Raw genomic sequence first — 21,409 nt, 5'->3', positions numbered from 1 at the left:
GATTAATTTATTTTGAACAACGAAATGCGAGAGAGTAAAATTATAAATACGATAGAAACCGAACGACTGTACCTACGACAGTGGCAAGCGAGCGACTTTGCGCCATTCGCTGAGATGAATGCTGACCCTGAAGTAATGGAATACTTTCCCAAGTTATTAACTACCTCCATGAGTAATACTATCGCCAAAAAATGCCAGTCGCTGATTGATGATAATGGTTGGGGTTTTTGGGCGGTGAGTCTAAAAGAAACAGATACTTTTATCGGTATGGTTGGGTTAAATCATGCGCATGCCGATATGCCGTTTTCTCCTGCTGTCGAGATTGCTTGGCGCTTACATAGTGATTATTGGGGACTAGGGTACGCGACTGAGGCGGCAAGTGCTTCATTGAATTTTGCATTCAATACATTAGGACTAGATGAAGTCGTTGCCTTTACGGCTGTTATCAATAAGCGCTCACAATTGGTTATGGAGCGCCTTTGTATGACCAATACACAGGAGAATTTTTTCCACCCTATGCTTGAGTCTAATCATCGACTGGCTGAGCATGTGCTATACAAAATCACTCGGCAGCAGTGGCAGGATACTATGCTCACTTAGTTGTATTGATGGCTGTCTTTTACTCTGTTTGAATACTATTATCTCGCGAAAACGTCAAAATATGCCCTTTAAATGGTAAGTCTAGGTAAGTAGTGTTCTCAGGTTTGACATGCTTACTACTAAAGCCAAACTCAGTCATCTTGTTGGTTAGCTTGTTTTTGCGACCGCGACCAGGATCGACCACGATGACTTCGCAAGTCGGCATAGCATGACGGTCAATGAACTCGGCTAATATGTCAATGTGTTGGTCTTCATAGAGCAAGTCACTGCCGATAATCATATCAAACTTGCCAAGATGGCTATTGTCCTCTGCCCAATCTAAACGCTCAAAATTAATTTCTTTGTTATTATTCAGCGTGGTATTCCTATCAAGGAAATATTCAACCGTTGGATGATAGTCAGTCGCTGTAATGTCAGCATGCCTATGATTCAGTAAAAGACTAGAGAGCGCCATACCGCAGCCAACTTCCAAGATACGTTTGCCTGCAATATCGTAATCAAGCATATGATTGGCCAGCACCAAGCTTGACGGCCATATCACCCCAAACATCGGCCAAGAAGCAGAGCAGATGCCAAGGTTTAACGCTTCGTCGTCAGGGTCACTAAATTGTTGATTGTCACGCAAAGTACAAATATGAATGTCGGTGTTGCCAATTTCAATCGTTTGATAACGCACGCGCACAGTGGTCAGCGAAGTCATAAACTGTCCTAAAAAATAAGCAAGAATGCAAGGTTTGGCAGGGGTTGCCGATTTCGGTAGGGTACAACGTTGGAAAAGATAATTAAAATATTGGAAGCTGTATAGATGTTTGAATAATTAGAGATTTGTGGCAACTTAAGTCGTGGCAAGAAAATACTTAAATGTGTGAGGAGAGTATGACCTAAATTTTGACAAGTTATTGTTAATTCTGAGAGTATTGTTATTGCTGCGTAGAATTAGCCGATACTAGAGAGTGATATAGGTAAAGATGGTACGAAAAAGATTTATATGGGAATAAGCAGTGCGCTTAATTTGAGCTAAGCGCACTGCTTATTTTTGTGTAAAAGATAGAGCTTGAGCCTTAAATCAGTCGATGCAACGGAATGAATTAAGCGAGTTAAATCAGTTAAGAAACCTCCTTAGTTAAGAAATCTCAATCCAGAGGTTTTGAGTGCCCATACCAGCTCTACAAAGGCACGACTGTTGGTCAGAGGTTCGCCATCGATGATGAGAACGTAGCCTGCATTATCTATCCATAAAAACACAAAGCTGGTCTCAGGAATGAGTAGGTCGACCTGTTGAAAAAACGAGATTGCCTGACTCTCTACTGCCCACCCACGTTGCTTTTGGCGGAGCATAAAGCCTGAAAAATCAGCGGCGGCGACACTGAGCATGTCCGCTTCTTCTTGACTATAGCCAACTCGCGCTAAACAAAATCCTTCATCAGAGCCGATCGCGGCTCGGCGTTTACCAGATAAGCTCGCCACGACATAAGGCAAAAACTGGTCCAATGGCAAGTTAGGCGCTGGTAAAAACAGTGACAGCTTTTCAATCCAGCCTTGTTCTATAAAACTCTGTAGCCAGTCATCAGAATAACGCTGAAGCCAGTCAGCAGCGAGCAGTGTCTGATCATAAGACAGCAAATCCTGTAATGCTAGCTGCTCATTAGTCGGTTCGTTCTGTGAAAACGCCTCAAAAATACCAGCTGGCGTCAGGGTAAGATAGGTTTTATCAGCATTTAAGTAAGAAGACATAGTAATTACCATTATGATAAAAGTGATTAATAAGTAATAAATTAAGCTTTCATATCGTTGAGTTCAAATAATTTTGATACAAGGAAACCGAGCGTAAGTTATACATTAGTATGCTTAGCGAGGATGACGATGTAGCGGATTTATATGGATTTGACTGTAGTTTGATCGAGATGTTGTTGGCAGTTGTCCCAGCGCGCATCGAACTGCCAATCACTTCTACCCAAGCGAAACCATACTAGCGAAAACGCAAGGCGATCATTGCGCGCAGTACAATGGGCAAAAAACTCATTTTCGATTTGCTCGATCGTACACCAGTCTTCGTCATCACGCGCTTGCATCAGCTCAGTGGTGATGTCTTTAGCGATTTCTCGGGCATCATCGCTGCTGATACGCAGTCGTTGCTTTTGCTCATTGAGAGAAGGAGATATCAGCACACTCCAACGAGTGGCCAACATACTATTGCGCTGGATGTATCTTTTTTTATCAATGCAATCGCGAAAGCCCTGTTGGACATGAGGATACAAACGATCTTTGATACGAGTAAATAGGTTGTTTACATCGTATGGAATATCAAACCAGCACCCATAAAAAAAGTCAGCCACTGCACCCTGTAGCGGTTCTTTCTCCGTCAATAACAAAGCTGCATTGATACGCTGCTCATGAAAGTGACGGTTGTTGGGTGCCAAAAACACTTTACGAGAGTAAAACCGAAATACTCGGTGCACGACTCTTTCATTTTCTTTGATAAGGTCTGAATCAGACATAATAATACCCTCCTGTCATCGCTATTATTACGACAAAGCTTGTACAACAAAGCCTGCTTCAGTGATAATGATGTCATACGACAAGCGATGATGTAATCCAGAGAAATAGCGCTTGATATCAATATAATGATTGAGCGACTAATCCAATAAAGTCTGCATCAAATCAATCATAAATTCGGCATCTTCTTCGCTCATTGGCTCAAATCCTTGAGGCATGCCAAGCTCAGCCAAGGCTTCTTTACCATCGTCATCGTTGTGCAAATTGAGGATGGCTTCTAGAAAGATTTGTGCATCGGGAAAGTCTTCTTTGACTAGTAACACATGACTGATATCAGCCAAGTCACTTTCGATAAGTACTGACAGCTGAGTCTTGGTCAAGCGTGAAAAGCTATGAAATATCTCTGCCAAAAAAAATGCGACTTGGGCCTCACCTTTGATGACTTTGCGGGCAGCCGCTTGATAGGTCTCGGTCACATCCCAGTTGAGATCAGATTCTTCGATATCAACGGCTTCTAGCAATCGCAAACCAATCAGTTTGACATCTCGGTTGTCAGCCATCGCGACAGTAGCCCCTGCTTGAATGTCTTCCAAACGGCTGATAGTGCTATTGGCAGCGGCTGCAATGATCATCTCGTCAGACTTGCCGATAGGTCGGGCAATGGCTCGATAGCCTTGCTCTCGGATGAGAGTGGCTGCATCAAAAGGGTTGGCATAAATGATTTGAATGTCACCAGCATCAATGACCTGCTCTTGCTCAGCGTGAGAGGCAGGGATATTGAGATGCATGTTTAAGTTGGCACGTTTTTGAATCAGCGTATTGAACATGTGCCAGCCAGCAAAGCGCTCAGGCGAAAAATCAGGGGCGATTAACATATTGTGTGTCGTCATGAGTTAGCCTTCCTCATCTTGTTTCATTTGGGCATATTGAGTCATCGCCGCTTCAATTTTGCTGCGTGATGGTTTGCGTCGTACCGAGGTGTAGCCGACGGTTTCACCGCGACGCACGTTAGGCACCACAGTGGCATAGACCCAATAATGACTGCCGTCTTTGCATAAGTTTTTGACATAGCCATGCCATTTTTGTCCAGACTCGGCAGTACTCCATAAGTCTTTATAGGCAGCTTTTGGCATATCAGGATGACGCAAAATATAGTGCTGTTGGCCAATCAATTCATCTACATGATAGCCACTGATTTCGACAAAGGCGTCGTTGACGTGAGTGATGATACCGTCGAGATTGGTACGCGAGACAATCAGTTTGCCATCTGGGTAGGGGCGCTCTATACCAGTATCATAGACAGTCCGTGACGTGCCATCATGATAAGTCATCGTGATTTGCTCAGCAGGCATATCGGGTTTGTGTGCATCAGGGATTGGAGAACCCATGGTCATCTCCTTCGTTGATCGTTATATCGTCAATCCTCTATAAATTGAACACGGTGTCAGCCTTGCTTAGTCTACTACTTGTAGTACTCTCACTCGGCTTTCTTGTGTTCAAATTATATTGAACCGACTATGTTTATAGTGATTAAAAAGCTAATAAGTTCGATAAGCAGTCGCTAATCAAATGAGCTTTGCCAATGCTTCTGAAGCACGCTTAATATCTAGGAATATCAAGCCAAGCTTGGCGTTGGGTTTTGCCATGATGGTAAGTACGGCTTCATCGCCTGATGAGGTCATGATGACGTAGCCTTTCTCGCCTTGAATCATAATGCGATCGATACTACCGCGTGCCAACTCGCGGCCTGCACGGTCACCTAATGATAATAATGCTGCTGACATAGCACCCACACGATCTTCATCCACGCCGGTTGGTAGAGCTGAAGCAATCATAAGACCATCGTTAGAGATTAGCGCAGATGCTTCAACATCTGCTGATGAACTGTTTAAGTCTTCCAATATCTGCTGAAATGAATCTGTACGCATATCGCTTTCTCTGTACTGGTGATTGGTTTTTTATTTATGAACTAATGAAGTTAGTCAAAAATATCCTTGTTTAAAGAAAGGTATTATAATTCCTTCCTAATAATATTGATATACATTTGCCCAATTAAAAGTAAATTTTTTGGACTTTTATGCCTTTTGTCATCAAATCATTACCCTTTATCTTTATTTTTTCGAGGAAAATGGTGGTTTTTTATTATGTCTAGTCGATGAGCGGTTGAAGACCTAGCAAGATCCTTGGTATTTTTTTGAATAGAGATATTCTTTGTAACTATAGATTAATGTCCATCATTGCTATCAAACGGAGCCGCTGAAATTTAGCTAATAAAAATCGCTTATAGATTCTTATGATGAAGATATTTACTAGACTTATAAGTCTCAAAAATGATATACAGTCATGAGGGGATAAATGTTGACACTTCTAAATGCGTTATAAAAATACAAATTGAGTCAGCTTTTTTGATCCTATCAGTCTCTATACATAATCTTGTATAGGGGCGATTTCAGTTTTACATCAACGTTTATAGCCCTTTCGTTTACTCAATATGTTGTAGCGTCGATGTAAATAATTACTATCACCAGTTTTATCCTAAGGAAGAAATACATGAGCATCAGTGAAGCCATCCAAAAAGTCGAAGCACGTTATGCCCATCAGCCCGAATTCATTCAAGCAGTAAAAGAGGTGGCAATTACGATTCAACCTTTATACGATGCGCATCCTGAATATAGTACGTTAAAGGTATTCGAGCGTTTGGTAGAGCCTGATCGGGTATTTGGCTTTCGTATCAATTGGGAAGATGATCAAGGCGTGGTACAAGTCAATCGTGGTTGGCGTGTGCAGTTTTGCAATGCTCTAGGCCCTTACAAAGGCGGTCTTAGATTCCATCCTACCGTCAATCAATCCGTATTGAAGTTCTTAGGCTTTGAGCAAATTTTTAAAAATGCCTTAACTGGCTTACCGATTGGCGGCGGTAAAGGTGGGTCAGATTTTGATCCTAAAGGTAAAACAGACAGTGAGATTCGCCGTTTTTGCTACGCTTTCATGCGTGAGCTACATCATTACGTGAGCAAAGATATGGATGTGCCTGCCGGTGACATCGGCGTCGGTGGTCGAGAAGTTAGCTATATGTTTGCGATGTATAAGAATTTAACGCGTGAATCAACAGGGGTTATCACTGGAAAAGGCGTGGGCTTTGGTGGCAGCTTGATGCGTACAGAGGCGACTGGCTACGGTGCAGTCTACTTCTTAGAAAACATGCTCATCGCTCAGAACGATACGCTTCAAGGCAAAAGGGTGCTGATATCAGGGGCGGGTAATGTCTCATTGCATGCTGCCGAAAAGGTGAGTGCGCTAGGTGGTATGGCAATAACTGTCTCTGATTCACAAGGGACGTTGCATGATGAAAATGGTCTCAATCAAGAAAAAATTGATTGGCTCAAAAAACAAAAGCAGCAAAACAAGCCTTTAGCAGAGTATGTTGATGTTTATGGTGGCGAGTGGCTTGCCAAACAGAAACCGTGGCAGTTTGAAGCTGATATTGCGATTCCATGCGCTACTCAAAATGAAGTCAATGAAGCTGATGCCAAATTGTTGGTCGAAAATGGCGTGAAGTATGTGGTGGAAGGCGCTAATATGCCACTCACTGCGGAAGCAATTGATTATATCCGTTTGCACCGTGTTCATTATGCACCTGGTAAAGCTGCTAATGCGGGCGGGGTAGCAGTATCTGCGCTTGAAATGTCGCAAAACTCTGTCCGTCAATATCAAACCTTTGAGCAAGTCGATGAGCGTCTAAAAGGTATTATGAAAGATATCCACGACAGTGCTGCGAATGCTTCAGAACAATATGGTCAAACTGACAATGGTTATGTCGATTATATGGCTGGTGCCAATATGGTTGGCTTCAAACGTGTGGCTGATGCGTTGGTCGCTTTTGGTATTTTGAACTAGTCTTACTTATAAGTGGTAAACAAGCCTTAGTGGTTGGTTAATATGGACAAATAGCAAAGCCCCAATCATTGAATGGTTGGGGCTTTTTAATTGAGATAAACAAAGGTAGATTGATTATATTGTGTCGCGCCATTTCCCTTGAATCATAATGCCTTGAATAGGATTTAACCCCATTTGATAGGCCAAGTCAGCAGGGCGTGTGATATCCCATAGCGCTAAATCAGCATCACAGCCGACTTCTATTTTTCCTTTATTAGGTAGACCCAATGCTTGTGCTGCGTGAACAGTAACTCCTGCCAAAACCTCTTCAGTGGTTAAGTAAAATAGCGTACAGCCCATATTCATCGTCAATAAAAGCGACGTTAACGGTGAGGTGCCAGGGTTACAGTCGGTTGAAATTGCCATAGGGACGTGATGCTTGCGCAAAGCTTCAGTCGGTGGCAACTTAGTGTCACGTAACGTATAAAACGCCCCTGGCAATATCACGGCAACGGTATTGCTAGCCGCCATTTTTTTGATGTCTTCTTCTGACAAGTGCTCTAGATGATCGCTCGATAGGCCTTTATACTCAGCAACTAAGGCACTACCACCTATATCGGACAGCTGCTCAGAGTGCAGTTTGACTGGTAGATCTAAAGAGCGAGCTACCTCAAACACTTGTCTGATTTGTTCTGTACTAAAAGCGATATTTTCACAGAAACCATCGACCGCATCGACTAAGCCTTCTGCATGTAGAATCGGCAGCCACTCGCAGACTTGTTCAATATAATCGTCCGCATGGTCTTTGTACTCACTAGGTAGGGCATGCGCTGCTAGATAAGTGGTGCTCACATGAATGTCGTATTTTTCACCCAGTTGGCGAGCGACCGTGAGCATTTTACGCTCAGTGTCCAAGTCCAAGCCGTAACCAGACTTGATTTCGATACTGGTAACGCCTTCTTTCATAAGCGCGAGTAGACGTTTTTCACTTTGTGCGAATAGCGATTCAATACTGGCGGCGCGGGTGGCAGTGACCGTCGCGACAATACCACCGCCTTGTGCTGCAATGTCTTGGTAACTGACACCTTGCAATCGCGCTTCAAATTCATTGCTACGGTTGCCGCCATAGACGATATGCGTATGGCAATCGATAAGCCCTGGGGTTATCCATTTACCATCTACATCTGTGATTTGGCTAGCTTGATATTTAGGCAAGTGAGCAGTGATTTGATCCTGTGTACCAACCCAAGCGACTTTGCCACTTTTAATACCGATAGCCGCGTTTAGTAGTTGTCCGTATGGGATGCTATCAGCGTGTTCATCTCCATCATCACTTGTCTCAATATCAAATCCGTATTGCGCTGAAAAGGTGGCGATATTGGCATTAATAATAACGTGATCAAAAGATGTCGTAGTAGATTTGTCGAGCGTCTGTTCTGTAGGGCTTTTCAATACAGAATTCTTTGATTCATTCATAATATGCTCCTGATTTTTGTGAAGTCGGTGATCTTTGTTGGCAAGATCTAAGCGCTAAGTAAGTGCTGCTCTATAATAGTGGCTAGTAAGCGCGCAGCAACTTTGCAGCTACGACTATCAACGTCAAAAGCAGGGTTAATCTCAGCAATGTCTGCCATTTTTACTTTGCCTGATGCCATGATGGTTTTGACCATACGCTCAACGAAACCCAGCTCAATGCCAAAGGCGGCAGGTGCGCTCACACCTGGGACGACACTAGATGGTAAGCAGTCCATATCGATGGTTAGATATATTGTATCGACCTGATCTACAAAGCTTTTGACCCGCTCAGCAAGTGTATCCCAAGGCTGATAATGACAGTCTTCATCACTGATGACATGCACACCCAATTGCTCAGCACGATCAAAGAGAGCTGCCGTATTAGAGAACCGACTGACGCCAATACAGCAATAATGAAAGGGTTGACCATGTGCGTCAAGATGCTCGGCAATCTGGCGAAATGGTGTCCCAGAAGTCGCTACATCCGACTGACGAATATCAAGATGAGCATCAAAATTAATAATCCCAATAGTAGGCGCTGTGTTTGTGCTGATAGCTGTATCGCTTGTATTTTCTAAGGCCTGCCATAATCCCAAAAAACTACCATAAGCAATGGCATGACCACCACCAAGTCCGATGGGTAATCCACCTTGCTTGACGATAGTGCTCACTGCATCAGCATATTTAATCTGAGCTTGCTCAAGGGTGCTCTCGGCAAGGCCATCATTATCATCACAATGAATGTCACCAGCATCACCCAATAAAGTTGATAATTGACTATCAAAACGTTGTTGTAAATCAGCGATGACTGGCAGCGTAGCAAAAGCTCGACGAATCAATGGCGGAGCAGCTCTAGCACCCATGCGGCCTTGATTACGTCTGACCCCTTGGTCACATGCAAAGCCAATTAGCCCAATATTTTGATCCTCGTAAGGCTGAGCAAGTTGATACCAATAGCGGGCACGCACAGTCTCAAATGGCTCTGCACGTCCTGTCCACTGGGTCATATCAGCAGGTGTATAGCTAATACGTGTGGTATTCGTTGTTGTTGTTGTTGTTCTCGCTATTGTCATCACTGCTCTCCGCCCATCTATATTTATTTAGACTCGTACCAATCGCTGCGTAGTTCTTGCCAATGTTCAGCAAGCGTACCGTCTAATACCAATTGCTTAGCTGCTTCGATATCAGGGGCTAGATAGCGATCTTTATCGTAGAAAGTCACTTGCTCACGTAGTTTTCGATGCGCCACAGTCAACGGCTCTGAGGTCTCTAGTCCGCGATGGAAGTCGATGCCTTGACCAGCAGCTAATAACTCAATGCCAATGATGGTCGCAGTGTTTTGCGCCATCTCATATAGGCGGCGTGCGCAATAGGTCGCCATAGACACATGGTCTTCTTGGTTGGCAGAAGTCGGGATGCTATCGACGCTACCAGGATGGGCGATAGATTTGTTTTCTGACGCCAGTGCTGCGGCGGTCACATGAGCAATCATAAAGCCTGAGTTGACTCCAGCATTATCAACCAAGAATGGCGGCAGACCACCTGATAGCGTCGCATCGATCAGCAAGGCCACACGACGCTCAGACATAGAGCCAATCTCAGCGATTGCCAAGGCTAAAATATCAGCGGCAAAAGCGACTGGCTCAGCATGGAAGTTGCCGCCTGATATGGCGACGGGCCCATCTTCGTTATTAAATATAAGTGGATTGTCAGTTACGGCATTGGATTCGATTAATAAGGTTTTACCTGCTTGGTTGATGATATCAAGGCAGGCACCCATGACCTGCGGCTGACAACGCAGGCAGTAAGGATCTTGCACTCTATCGTCTTGCTCGCCATCGTGTGAAGCACGAATAGCGCTACCTTTGATTAATTGACGGTGTGCTTTGGCGATTTCAATTTGGCCGTGATGGCCACGTACTTCGTGAATACGCGCATCAAATGGTGAGTCCGAGCCTTTTGCTGCATCAATCGACAGTGAGCCGACAATGGTGGCGGTCTCAAGCAAATCACGCGCTAAAAAATAACCCCGTAATGCCAATGCGGTTGATACTTGCGTACCGTTGATCAGTGCAAGGCCTTCTTTGGCTGCAAGAGTAATAGGCTCAAGTCCATGCTGGGCTAGAGCGTCAGCGGCAGGCATTTTTTTACCGTCAACAAACACATCACCTTCGCCCATCATTGCAAGTGTCATATGTGATAATGGCGCTAAGTCACCAGAGGCACCAACTGAACCTTTGGCTGGGATATTGGGTGTGATTTGATTGTTGATTAAGGCAAGTAAACTATCAACCACTTCGCGGCGTACACCAGAGACACCTTGCGCCAGACTGGCGACTTTCATCACCATAATCAGTCGCACCACGCCGTCTGGCAACGCTTCACCAGTACCCACTGAGTGAGAAACGATCAGGTTACGCTGAAGTAGCTCAAGTTGATCATCACTGATACGTGTCTTAGCAAGTAGGCCAAAACCAGTATTGATACCATAAGCGCTTTTGTCTCGTGCAATGATGGTACGTACATCTTCGTGCGAGGCGTCTATCGCTTCATAAGCACTCTCAGGCAGTGTCAATACGACAGGCTGCTCGTAGATATCACGTAGCATTTTAAAGCTAAGCTGGCGAGGATGTAGGGTTAGTTTTTTGATGTTGTTCATAGGGGTAATCCTAGTTGCATAGTTATCTGGCTATTTATTTTTATAAAGTAGAATGTTTCGAATTATTTGATCATTGGCAGATTTAGACCATAGTCTTTCGCTGTTTTAATGGCCAACTCATAACCTGCATCGGCGTGACGCATGACGCCTGAGCCGCAATCATTGACAAGTACTCGCGATAAGCGTTTGGCCGCGGCGTCCGTGCCATCCGCGACGATGACCATACCTGAATGCTGCGAATAGCCCATGCCGACACCGCCGCCATGATGTAGTGATACCCAAGTTGCGCCGCCTGCGACATTGAGCATACCGTTCAATAGCGCCCAATCAGATACCGCATCTGAACCATCTTTCATGCTCTCTGTTTCGCGGTTTGGACTAGCGACAGAACCCGTGTCTAAGTGATCACGACCAATAACGATCGGGCCTTTTAGCTCGCCGTTTTTGACCATTTCATTAAATGCCAAACCTGCTTTGTCACGTTCACCAAGCCCTAACCAGCAGATACGGGCAGGCAAACCTTGGAATTGAATACGTTCCTTTGCCATATCTAACCAGCGATGGATATGTTTATTTTCAGGGAATAGCTCTTTAATTTTTTGATCAGTCTTATAGATATCTTCTGGATCACCCGATAGCGCTACCCAGCGGAATGGACCTTTACCTTGGCAAAATAGCGGACGAATATACGCAGGGACAAAACCTGGGAAATTAAAGGCATCTTTGACCCCTTCATCAAAAGCGACCTGACGGATATTATTACCGTAATCAGTCGCTGGAATGTCCATCGCTTGCAAGTCTAAAATCGCTTGGACGTGTACGGCACAAGACTGAGCAGCGGCTTTGGTCAGTGCTGCATGTTGCTCTGGATCTTCTTGAGCAGCTTTCCATTCCTCTACTGTCCAACCGCTTGGTAGATAGCCATTGATCAAGTCATGCGCTGAGGTTTGATCGGTGACCAAGTCAGGCTTCATACCGCCAGCATTAGCACGCTTGACCATCTCAGGCAAGATATCTGCGGCATTACCAAGTAGAGCAATAGAGACGGCTTCGCCCGCGTCCGTATGTTGTTTGATTAACTCATAAGCATGGTCAAGATCGTCTGCTTGCTTGTCGACATAACCCGTGCGCAAACGGAAATCGATGCTAGACTGCTGACACTCGATGTTTAACGAAGTCGCACCTGCAAAGGTAGCAGCTAATGGCTGTGCGCCGCCCATACCGCCTAGACCAGCGGTCAAAATCCAACGACCCGCCCAGCTACCGTCATAATGCTGACGACCCGCCTCCACAAAAGTCTCATACGTACCTTGAACGATGCCTTGCGTGCCGATATAAATCCAGCTACCTGCAGTCATTTGACCATACATAAATAGGTCTTTGCGATCGAGCTCGTTGAAGTGCTCCCACGTTGCCCAGCGCGGTACAAGGTTGGAGTTAGCAATCAAGACACGCGGTGCGTTTTCGTGTGTTTGAAACACGCCGACTGGTTTACCAGACTGTACTAGCAACGTCTCATCATCTTCTAATTCTTTTAGTGATTCTAAGATTTGATCATAGCTTTCCCAGTTACGGGCTGCGCGTCCGATACCACCGTAGACGACCAGGCTTTTTGGGTTTTCTGCCACATCAGGATGCAGGTTGTTTTGCAGCATACGATAAGGTGCTTCGGTCAGCCAGCTTTTGCAATGTAGCGTGCTACCAGTAGGCGCAGCAATATTACGGCTCTCATCACGGCGAGTCAGCTTAGTCTCTTTGTTGGTTCCATTGTCAGTAGTCATGATCATATCCTTGTGATAGCGAATAGGGCGATAAAGTCATCAGAGTAAGTGTCTTACAGTCAGTCTAGATATTCATTTACTAAGTATTTATCTACTACTAAGTATTCATCTAAATTCATAAAAATATCGAATCGATAAAGCAAATTTTCTAGCACTGCTGTAAAGTTGTATATACAAATTATCAAAGATACTTTTTTCATGCAAGGTTTTTTTATTTATGGACGCATTATTTTTGTTATTCACTCGGTCGAGACTAAACGCTCAGACATTTTGACTAAGGCTTGCACGGTGGTCTCGTGATATTATGTGGTCATTCCTATTAGCAAAACTGACGGTTAAAGGCGGATATGACAAAGACAATTCCGGCGTATCAACGCATAAAAAACGCCATACTAGACAATATTCATTCTGGTAAGTGGCAGGCAGGCAATGCGATTTCGACAGAAATGGCACTGGCTGAAGAATTTGGTGTGTCACGAATGACGGTCAACCGTGCGCTAAAAGAGCTGAGCGAGGAGCGGGTACTAGAGCGTCGACAAGGGTCGGGCACGTTTGTCGCGCAGCAGCAGTTCAATCATACCTTTGTTGAGGTACGCAACATCGCTGAGGATTTAAAGTCTGCCAATCGTGATTATGAGGCACAGGTCGTGAGTAAGCGTGCTATTACGGCTGATATGCTCGATAATGAGCTGCGTCGTAAGTTTGGTATTGATAAAGGGGTTGTGATTGATAAAGAGTCTGTGCCTGTTAACGCAAGTGCTCAGACAGACGCTAGTGATGAAGCTCTTCTGTATGAAGTAAAAATCATTCACTTTGCCGATGGTCAGCCCATACAGTTTGAAGAACGTTGGGTCGATGCCAAAAAAGTGCCGAAATTTATCGACCAGGATTTTAGTGTGGTCAATACCAGTGATTATTTAATTGCCAAAAGTCCTCTAGAGAGTGGCAGCTATACCATCCGAGCATTGGCAGCCCCTGATGAGATTGCTGAGTTTTTGCAAATTGCGCCGCAGTCACCAACGCTTGTGCTGCGTCGGCAGACCTATTCAGCTGGCCAAGTTGTTACTTTCGTCAAAATGTGGCATGCGGGAGATCGCTATCAGTTCTCAGGCGAGTTGTAGCAGATATAGTCAAGCCTATATAAATCCGCTACATCGTCATCCTCGCTAAGCATACTAATATATAACTTGCACTCGGTTTCCTTGTATCGAAATTATATTGAACTGACTATAGCTTACGTATGCTCACTGATTTTGTACGTTTTTCTGTCTAAAGTGAGATACTATATCCATAAGCTGCTATTTAATAAGATAGCAATTAGCGTTAATTAAACTCGCCAGAATATTTGAACAATCGTTAAAAATTAAAATATAATATAGAAACAGTATTGAAAAATAGCCCAAATAGCCTCAAATCGGGCAACCAAAGCCGAATATCATAGAGGAGCTTATATTGTTCTTCTGTGTCGGCTTGCCCTATTTATTAGCACCGTATATTTTATTAGTGCTGTGTGTCTTATTAACATTATGCGTTTTTACTTTATTCATTCACTCTTATAAGGACGTCTTATGAAACGTCGTACTCTTTTAGCCCTTGCCGCCAGCACCATGTTCCTTGCCGCTTGTGGTCAATCTACTACCAACGAAGCCGATACCAGTGCAACTGACAGCGCTGCAACAGGCGGTTCTGATTTGCTACAACGTATCAACAACGGCGGCACTATCAACGTCGGTACAGAGGGTACTTATCCTCCGTTCACATACCATGATGAGAGCGGCAAACTAACGGGTTATGATGTTGAAGTAACGCGTGCAGTAGCGGATAAACTGGGCGTAGACGTTGAGTTTAAAGAAACCCAATGGGATGCGATGCTGGCTGGTTTGGATTCAAAACGTTTTGATATGGTGGCTAACCAAGTTAGTTTGACCACGCCTGAGCGTAAAGCAAAGTATGACAAAGCAATGGCTTATAGCTGGTCAGGTGCGGTTGTATTGGCACCTACTGATGACAACCGTTATAGCTCGTGGGAAGGTCTAAAAGGTCTACGTACTGCGCAATCACTTAGCAGTAACTACGGTGAGCTTGCAGAGCGTTACGGTGCAGAGATCGTTCCTGTCGATGGTATGGCGCAAGCGATTCAATTAGTAAAGCAAGATCGTGCTGACTTTACGATGAATGACAATCTGGCGGTATTGGATTATCTAAAGAAATTCCCAGATTCTGATCTTGAGATTAAACTGACTGCACCTGCTAGTGAGTTACGTGGTTCAGGCCTAGTGCTTATCAAAGGTGATGATGAAGTTGTAGCGAAACTGGATGAAGCGATGGCTGAATTGGCGGCTGAAGGCACGCTAACTAAGCTTAGTGAACAGTTCTTTGGTGCTGATATAAGTCAACAAAAATAATGTCAGTTTCTATCATGTCAGCTTCTGTAATGTCTACATCATGGTTCGCGGACTTATTGGCAGTATTGCCATTTATGAGTCCTGATCGAGCGCAGATTGTCATCTCGTCGTTTTGGCCAATGCTCAAAGGCGGTATCTATTATTCGATACCGTTGGCATTGATCTCATTTGCGATTGGTATGGCCATTGCACTGACAGTGGCATTGATTCGTATCATTCCGCGTGCTACTTGGTTTCATGAAATCATCTATCGGCTCGCTCGCGTCTATGTGTCCGCCATTCGCGGTACACCGATGCTGGTTCAGCTGTTTATTATTTTTTATGGTCTGCCAAGTGTCGGGGTGAAGCTGGATCCCTTTCCCTCAGCGATTATTGCATTCTCATTGAACATCGGTGCGTATGCATCGGAGACAGTGCGTGCTTCGATTTTATCAATACCAAAAGGGCAGTGGGAAGCAGGCTCAACGGTCGGCTTGACGTATCTACAGACTTTTCGTCATGTGATTTTACCGCAGGCGCTTCGAGTGTCGGTGCCGCCGTTGTCTAATACCTTTATCAGTCTGGTAAAAGATACCTCACTTGCTTCACTGGTACTGGTCACTGAGCTATTCAAACAAGCGCAGATTATCACAGCTCGTAACTATGAGTTTATGCTGGTCTATACAGAAGCGGCGATTATCTACTGGGGTATCTGTCTGTTCTTGACCTTTATCCAAGGCAAGCTTGAAACTCGGCTAGACCGTTATGTGGCAAAATAAGCTACGTAGTAAAATAAGTTATGGCTCAATAGACACTCGTAAATATAGACTAGGGCGTGTCATCATTTAGATAGCTAGGCTTAAAATGAGATAAATAGTAGTCAAATGAGGAAAAAACTGTAGAGAATATAGGTATATTCACAATATTTTTGACGATATTTGATAAGATTTAGCCATTTTAAGACCGTTAAATGATTGAATGGGCTAATTGATGACACGCCCTAGTACAACAGGAATTTTTATGATCAAAGTCACTAATATTCATAAAGCCTTTGGTGGCAATCAGGTGTTAAAAGGCATCGACTTGACCATTAACAAAGGCAAAGTGGTCGTAATATTAGGACCTTCAGGATCGGGTAAAACCACTTTTTTGCGTTGTTTAAATGCGTTAGAGATTCCTGACCAAGGTGTGATTGCTTTTGATGACGATAGCTTGAGTGTCGACTTTGCGACTAAGCCAAGCAAAAAAACGCTATTAGCCTTACAGCGTAAGTCAGGTATGGTGTTTCAGTCTTATAATTTGTTTCCACATAAGACAGCCATAGAAAACTTGATGCTTGGGCCTACAGTGGTACAAGGGCAGAGCAAAGTACAAGCCCGTGAGCAGGCACTGGTACTACTTGAGAAAGTTGGACTGTCGGACAAAGCGGATCTCTATCCTTTCCAGCTATCTGGTGGTCAGCAGCAGCGTATTGGTATTGCTCGTGCGCTGGCTATTGAGCCGTCATTGTTACTGTTTGATGAGCCAACCTCTGCGCTGGATCCAGAGTTGGTACAGGATGTGCTTGAGACGATGAAGCAGCTCGCCTCTGAAGGTTGGACAATGGTCGTGGTGACACATGAAATCAACTTTGCTCGTGACGTTGCCGATCATGTTGTACTGATTGAAGATGGTTATGTGGTCGAAGAAGGCAGTGCCAAGCAGCTGTTTGAAGACTCAAAGCATCCTCGTACGCAGGCATTTTTGCAACGTATTGAGCAGTAAAAACGCTTGTTTTTAAGTAAACGAAGAAACAAAAAATCCCCAATCATGATGCCATGGTTGGGGATTTTTTTATCGAAATAAATGGGACGTATCTCAAATGGACAGACAGTAAACTATGCCCTTTGTCGTTGTTTTAACCAGCGAGGTACACGAGTAGCAGTACCGTTTAACACAGCATTTAATAAAGCCGCCAGCAAAATAAGCGCTACGCCTAGATATTGAATCCAAGACAAAGATTGATGTAGTAATAGCATCGCGAGCGCAATCGCAGTTAACGGTTCGAAAATCGTAAATACCGATGCACGAGTGGCGGGCAGCTTTTCCAATGCTTTCATATATAGCCCAAATGGCACGACGGTTCCCAGCAGTGATAATCCTAAAACGTAGCCCCAAGTCATTAAGGGCAGACTCAATAGCTGCTCATAAGTGTTATAGGTTTCAGGTAAGAGCAGTAGTACGCCAGCACTAATGATAATGGAAGTGAAAAATACCAGAGGGGCAGGGTGAGCGTAATGCATCGCACGCTTACCCAATACGCCATATAACGAATAACACATCCCTGCTGATAGACCGAGTAAAATCCCCCAGTTAACTTTTGCTTGCTCACCTAACATGGTCAATCCCACACCAAACACCGCCATCAATGCCAGTAACACTGATTTACGAGTGATGGACTCACTCAGTAAGAACTTCGAGAACAATAAACTAAATACGGGTGCGGTATAGAGCAATGCAACGGCAGGGCCAGCACCAACATAACTGACCGCAAAAAAGTAGCAGACCGACATGCCAAGGACACCTATCAATGACTGCATCGCCAGTCCAAGCCACTGTTTTGGCTGTAATTTGATAAGGTGTGGCCATAGTTTTGGTAGCATGGCTAAAATGATAAAGGCCGCCGTGACGATGCGTAATATGGTTACTTGCCAACCACTAAATCCAATTTGGTTTAGGTAAGTCGAGAATATACCCAACGTACCCCAGCAAATAGCAGCCGTAATGATTTGAATGGTGCCTAGCCATGATTGATGCGAATGGTTCGTCATTCCGTTGTCAATGTTTGCCATACTGTTCTCTTCTTACGATCTAAGTGACACAAGGTTTTTTAAGATTGCTATTGATACAATCTCTCCAAGCAATACTGAAATAAGAAAAGACAACCTGATTAAAGGCTGTCTTTTGTTTGTTCTTTTGAGTCTATCACTAAAAGATAATAAGTGGCTACTAGGTCGTGTGCTAAATTCAATCAATAGTTATTCAAATTGCTGAAAAATGGCTAGCGTTTGCTAAATAACCTAAACAATATCGAATAATTGGCTCATATCATATTCGTGTTCGCACCATTTTTTCTTTCTATAGTCTCTGTTAATCAATCCATAAAAAGAATGTTTGCTCTCGGAGAGCATTTCGCTGAATAAAGCACACTTTTTCCACTTGGGTTCTTGGCAGGTGATCCGTATCAGCTCCGCAATTTTTTGAGCGCTGTTTTATCCACTGAGTCTGCTCTTTTTTAAGATCAGCCGCCATATCTTCACCGTACAGGCGTCTGACTTCATTTCGCGTTACTCTGTAGCTTTCATTCAATGCTTTATCAGACGTTTTATATATCTGATCAATCAGAGCAGCTTGTGAAGCTAATGGCAGATAAGTCTCGTTTTCTTTGTAGGTAGCACTATAGGTATCGACTGTCCATTTACTTCTTATAGATATTTCATGGTTTAATGTATTTATAAACCCATCAAAATCTTCGCCCTCAAAGGTATAACCCTGAAATCGACACGGGGTTACGCCATCTTTACATAAGCTATGCTTGGTTTGCGCAGAGTAGTATTTGACAGCATAGGGCAACTTACTAGGTTCTGGTGTTGTTTGCAATAGTCGTACTAAATCGGGAGCGACCAGTAGCATATTGTTGCAAGTGACGCTCCCTTCTGCACAGCTCTCATAAAGGTTAAGACGTTGGCCTTGGATGTCCATGCCCATTGTAAAGTTTGCCTGTACAGGTGCTACAGCCGAGCTGACAGACGTCACTAGCGTTAAGCTCAAGAGCAATGCAGTATGTCTGAGTAAGCTGGAAGTCTTTAGGCTTGAGCTAAATATGGAGACAGACATATAGATTTATACCTGTAGCAAGAAATTACTCAGCAATCGCTTAGCGCCTTCAGTGGCAAAAGACTCAGGGTGAAACTGTACGCCTTGGATTGGGTACTCTTTGTGCGCCAGTCCCATAATTTCATCACCAGTCAACGCTGATTCAGCAAAGCTCAATTCAGCACGGCTGTCATTGGAGACTACTGAGGTAATCGTCAGACAGCTTGGGATGGTGTCGGCTTTTACCACCAGTGAGTGATAGCGCATGATCTCAAGCTCTTGTGGTAAGCCTTGATAGATACCTGAGTTATCATGGCGAATCGATGAGACTTTGCCATGCATCGGCACACTGGCGCGTACCACATCACCGCCAAATACATGAGCAATGCCTTGCATACCTAGGCAGACGCCCAGTAGTGGCACTGTTTTGCCTAGTGTTTCAATGACCTCTGCACAGATGCCAAAGTACGCGGGATCGTCAGGGGAGCCAGGGCCAGGTGAAATAATGATTCTATCAAGATTCATCGCTTGCACATCTGTTAGGGTTATTTCGTTATTGCGCTTAACGATGACGCTGGCTTCTTTATCACTGTCTAAGGTTTGCAAAATCTCGCCCACGTATTGGTAGAGATTAAAGGTAAACGAGTCGTAGTTATCAATAATTAAAACATTCATGGGTCATAAACTCTTTTGTAAAAATAGTGCTAGGTAAAATATGGTCAATTTATGCAGTACGTTTGGCTTCAATTATGATTGCATAAAGCTATCTAACACGACTTTCATCGCCGATAGTTTACGCTGAATCTCTAAGTACTCATCAGCTGGGTTTGAGTCGTAAACGTTACCACCGCAAGTTTGGGCGTAAGCAGACTCGCCATTGATAAACAGACTGCGAATTGGAATGGCAAAGATACAGTCACCATTGAAATTGAACGAGCCTAATGCACCGCCATAAGCACCGCGACCATCTGGCTCTAGCTCATTAATCACCTTAATAGCTTCTACTTTAGGTGCGCCTGATAGAGTACCAGCGGGGAAATTGCTGGCAAGCGCACTAAACATATCTTCGTTAGGATGCAGGATACCAACGATCTCAGAAGAAATATGCTGCACGTGAGAGAAGCGTTTGATATCCATCAAGCTACGTACTTTTACCGTACCAAATCTTGCCACACGGCCAATATCATTACGATGTAGGTCGACCAGCATATTGTGCTCGGCAATTTCTTTGTCATCGTTGAGCAAGGCGCGGGCAAGCTTACGATCCTCTATCACATCGACGCCGCGTTTTGCAGTGCCTGCGAGTGGATAGGTTTCCATTTCACCTTGGCGCAAGCGGAATAATAACTCAGGAGAAGCGCCAATGATGCACTGCTGAGCAAATTTCATAAAGTACATATGCGGCGATGGATTGACGGCACGCAGCTTTTCATAAATCGGCATCTTGTCACCGGCAATACGATATTTAGATTTAAAGCCTACCTCGCATTGAAAAATACGCCCAGCGATGATGTCTTCTTTGACTTGCATGACGACATTGGCATGCTCTTCTTGGCTCATACCGTCACCTAAAAATTCAACTTTAGGCGCTTCATAACTAGGCGTTGGCTCATCGAGTAGGGCTTTGATTTGCTCGATGCGGTTTTCTTGTTGAGCAGTTGGGTAATAAAAGTAGAAAATCTCCCCAGTCATCTTATCTAGGGTCAATCCATCTAAATACACGCCAAATTTGAACGGCTCAAAGTCTTCACTGGCTTTGGCTGTCAGGCTTTGCTCAAAAAAATTCACGCAGTCATAGCCCAAATAACCGACGAGACCACCGCTTTGATCGCGAGCAATGACGTGCTGCGGCGTGATGGCGCGAAGCAATTGATAAGGATTGTCAGTTTGATAACGAGTCGTTTCAGCCGTTCTGTTATCAGTAATAGCGAGCGTATTACGGTCAATAGCAGCGATGGTGGTCACAGGATCAAAGCCTATAGCATGATGGCGTGAGATATGACTGTCTTCGCCCAATGACTCGAGCAAATAACAGGTGTCGGAAGCGCTTTCGATACGTTTGAATAGCGCAAAAAAATCAATATCCTGCGTGAGCTTGATGCGCTGCGGTTTGCTAGGGATATCGATAGGCGCAGGTTGGGTATGTAAGGGCGTACTAGCAGTCATAATAAAGTCCAAAATAGTTCAAATATGTGTCAATCAACAATTAATAAAGTAATGAGGAAAAGGGTAGAAAGTATTGG

Annotated in this window: 20 protein-coding genes; 6 read left to right on the top strand and 14 right to left on the bottom strand. The window is 44.2% G+C overall.

Annotated features, from left to right (window positions below):
* The first annotated feature begins 24 nt into the window (after positions 1-24).
* The gene (locus JMY00_RS01035; protein WP_201578765.1) at positions 25-600 is read left to right on the top strand and encodes a GNAT family N-acetyltransferase; all 576 of its coding nucleotides are present in this window, start codon (positions 25-27) and stop codon (positions 598-600) included.
* Positions 601-619: 19 nt separating this feature from the next.
* On the opposite strand, the gene JMY00_RS01030 is transcribed toward JMY00_RS01035, so the two are convergent.
* From JMY00_RS01030 to JMY00_RS01005, 6 genes are all read right to left on the bottom strand, one after another.
* Positions 620-1,300, bottom strand: coding sequence for a histidine kinase (locus JMY00_RS01030; RefSeq protein ID WP_201578764.1), 681 nt, complete (start codon positions 1,298-1,300; stop codon positions 620-622).
* 419 nt (positions 1,301-1,719) lie between these two features.
* Positions 1,720-2,334 (bottom strand): hypothetical protein, encoded by a 615-nt coding sequence (locus tag JMY00_RS01025; protein WP_201578763.1) that lies wholly within the window; start codon positions 2,332-2,334, stop codon positions 1,720-1,722.
* Between the two features lie 140 nt (positions 2,335-2,474).
* Positions 2,475-3,098: a hypothetical protein gene (locus JMY00_RS01020; protein WP_201578762.1), complete on the bottom strand. Its 624-nt coding sequence runs from the start codon at positions 3,096-3,098 to the stop codon at positions 2,475-2,477.
* Between the two features lie 138 nt (positions 3,099-3,236).
* A complete protein-coding gene (locus JMY00_RS01015) occupies positions 3,237-3,986 on the bottom strand; it encodes a PhnD/SsuA/transferrin family substrate-binding protein (RefSeq protein ID WP_201578761.1) in 750 nt (249 codons plus the stop codon).
* 3 nt (positions 3,987-3,989) lie between these two features.
* Entirely contained in the window at positions 3,990-4,484 is a 495-nt protein-coding gene (locus JMY00_RS01010; protein WP_101205202.1) for a PAS domain-containing protein, read from the bottom strand.
* Positions 4,485-4,661: 177 nt separating this feature from the next.
* Complete coding sequence (locus tag JMY00_RS01005) at positions 4,662-5,024, bottom strand: roadblock/LC7 domain-containing protein (protein WP_010201036.1); 363 nt, start codon at positions 5,022-5,024, stop codon at positions 4,662-4,664.
* 622 nt (positions 5,025-5,646) lie between these two features.
* On the opposite strand from JMY00_RS01005, the gene gdhA reads away from it, so the two are divergent.
* Positions 5,647-6,993, top strand: coding sequence for an NADP-specific glutamate dehydrogenase (gene gdhA, locus JMY00_RS01000; RefSeq protein WP_201578760.1), 1,347 nt, complete (start codon positions 5,647-5,649; stop codon positions 6,991-6,993).
* Positions 6,994-7,107: 114 nt separating this feature from the next.
* On the opposite strand, the gene hutI is transcribed toward gdhA, so the two are convergent.
* The 4 genes from hutI to hutU form a co-directional block, all read right to left on the bottom strand.
* The gene (gene hutI / locus JMY00_RS00995; protein ID WP_201578759.1) at positions 7,108-8,448 is read right to left on the bottom strand and encodes an imidazolonepropionase; all 1,341 of its coding nucleotides are present in this window, start codon (positions 8,446-8,448) and stop codon (positions 7,108-7,110) included.
* A 47-nt stretch (positions 8,449-8,495) separates the two neighbouring features.
* Positions 8,496-9,560 carry a formimidoylglutamase gene (gene hutG / locus JMY00_RS00990; RefSeq protein ID WP_201578758.1) on the bottom strand — a complete coding sequence of 355 codons (1,065 nt, stop codon included), beginning with the start codon at positions 9,558-9,560 and terminating at the stop codon, positions 8,496-8,498.
* 23 nt (positions 9,561-9,583) lie between these two features.
* Positions 9,584-11,146: a histidine ammonia-lyase gene (gene hutH / locus JMY00_RS00985; RefSeq protein ID WP_201578757.1), complete on the bottom strand. Its 1,563-nt coding sequence runs from the start codon at positions 11,144-11,146 to the stop codon at positions 9,584-9,586.
* A 62-nt stretch (positions 11,147-11,208) separates the two neighbouring features.
* A complete protein-coding gene (gene hutU, locus JMY00_RS00980) occupies positions 11,209-12,927 on the bottom strand; it encodes a urocanate hydratase (RefSeq protein ID WP_240990610.1) in 1,719 nt (572 codons plus the stop codon).
* A 347-nt stretch (positions 12,928-13,274) separates the two neighbouring features.
* Here hutU and JMY00_RS00975 point away from each other — a divergent pair, with 347 nt between their 5' ends.
* The 4 genes from JMY00_RS00975 (at position 13,275) to JMY00_RS00960 (ending at position 17,075) form a co-directional block, all read left to right on the top strand.
* Entirely contained in the window at positions 13,275-14,048 is a 774-nt protein-coding gene (locus JMY00_RS00975) for a UTRA domain-containing protein (RefSeq protein ID WP_201578756.1), read from the top strand.
* Positions 14,049-14,495: 447 nt separating this feature from the next.
* Complete coding sequence (locus tag JMY00_RS00970; protein ID WP_057761253.1) at positions 14,496-15,332, top strand: amino acid ABC transporter substrate-binding protein; 837 nt, start codon at positions 14,496-14,498, stop codon at positions 15,330-15,332.
* A gap of 14 nt (positions 15,333-15,346) precedes the next feature.
* Positions 15,347-16,090, top strand: coding sequence for an amino acid ABC transporter permease (locus JMY00_RS00965; RefSeq protein ID WP_057762590.1), 744 nt, complete (start codon positions 15,347-15,349; stop codon positions 16,088-16,090).
* A gap of 241 nt (positions 16,091-16,331) precedes the next feature.
* A complete protein-coding gene (locus JMY00_RS00960) occupies positions 16,332-17,075 on the top strand; it encodes an amino acid ABC transporter ATP-binding protein (protein WP_201578755.1) in 744 nt (247 codons plus the stop codon).
* 113 nt (positions 17,076-17,188) lie between these two features.
* On the opposite strand, the gene JMY00_RS00955 is transcribed toward JMY00_RS00960, so the two are convergent.
* The 4 genes from JMY00_RS00955 to JMY00_RS00940 form a co-directional block, all read right to left on the bottom strand.
* The gene (locus JMY00_RS00955) at positions 17,189-18,142 is read right to left on the bottom strand and encodes an EamA family transporter (protein WP_201548183.1); all 954 of its coding nucleotides are present in this window, start codon (positions 18,140-18,142) and stop codon (positions 17,189-17,191) included.
* Positions 18,143-18,440: 298 nt separating this feature from the next.
* A complete protein-coding gene (locus tag JMY00_RS00950) occupies positions 18,441-19,187 on the bottom strand; it encodes a lysozyme inhibitor LprI family protein (RefSeq protein WP_201578754.1) in 747 nt (248 codons plus the stop codon).
* 6 nt (positions 19,188-19,193) lie between these two features.
* On the bottom strand, positions 19,194-19,841 hold the full coding sequence (locus JMY00_RS00945; RefSeq protein ID WP_201578753.1) for an aminodeoxychorismate/anthranilate synthase component II: 648 nt from the start codon (positions 19,839-19,841) through the stop codon (positions 19,194-19,196).
* Between the two features lie 72 nt (positions 19,842-19,913).
* Positions 19,914-21,332, bottom strand: a complete 1,419-nt coding sequence (locus tag JMY00_RS00940; RefSeq protein ID WP_201578752.1) for an anthranilate synthase component I family protein — start codon at positions 21,330-21,332, stop codon at positions 19,914-19,916.
* Positions 21,333-21,409 lie beyond the last annotated feature (77 nt).

It is taken from the genome of Psychrobacter sp. Pi2-52 (assembly GCF_904846705.1).
GTDB lineage: Bacteria > Pseudomonadota > Gammaproteobacteria > Pseudomonadales > Moraxellaceae > Psychrobacter.
This window is presented reverse-complemented; position numbering and strand designations above follow the sequence as displayed.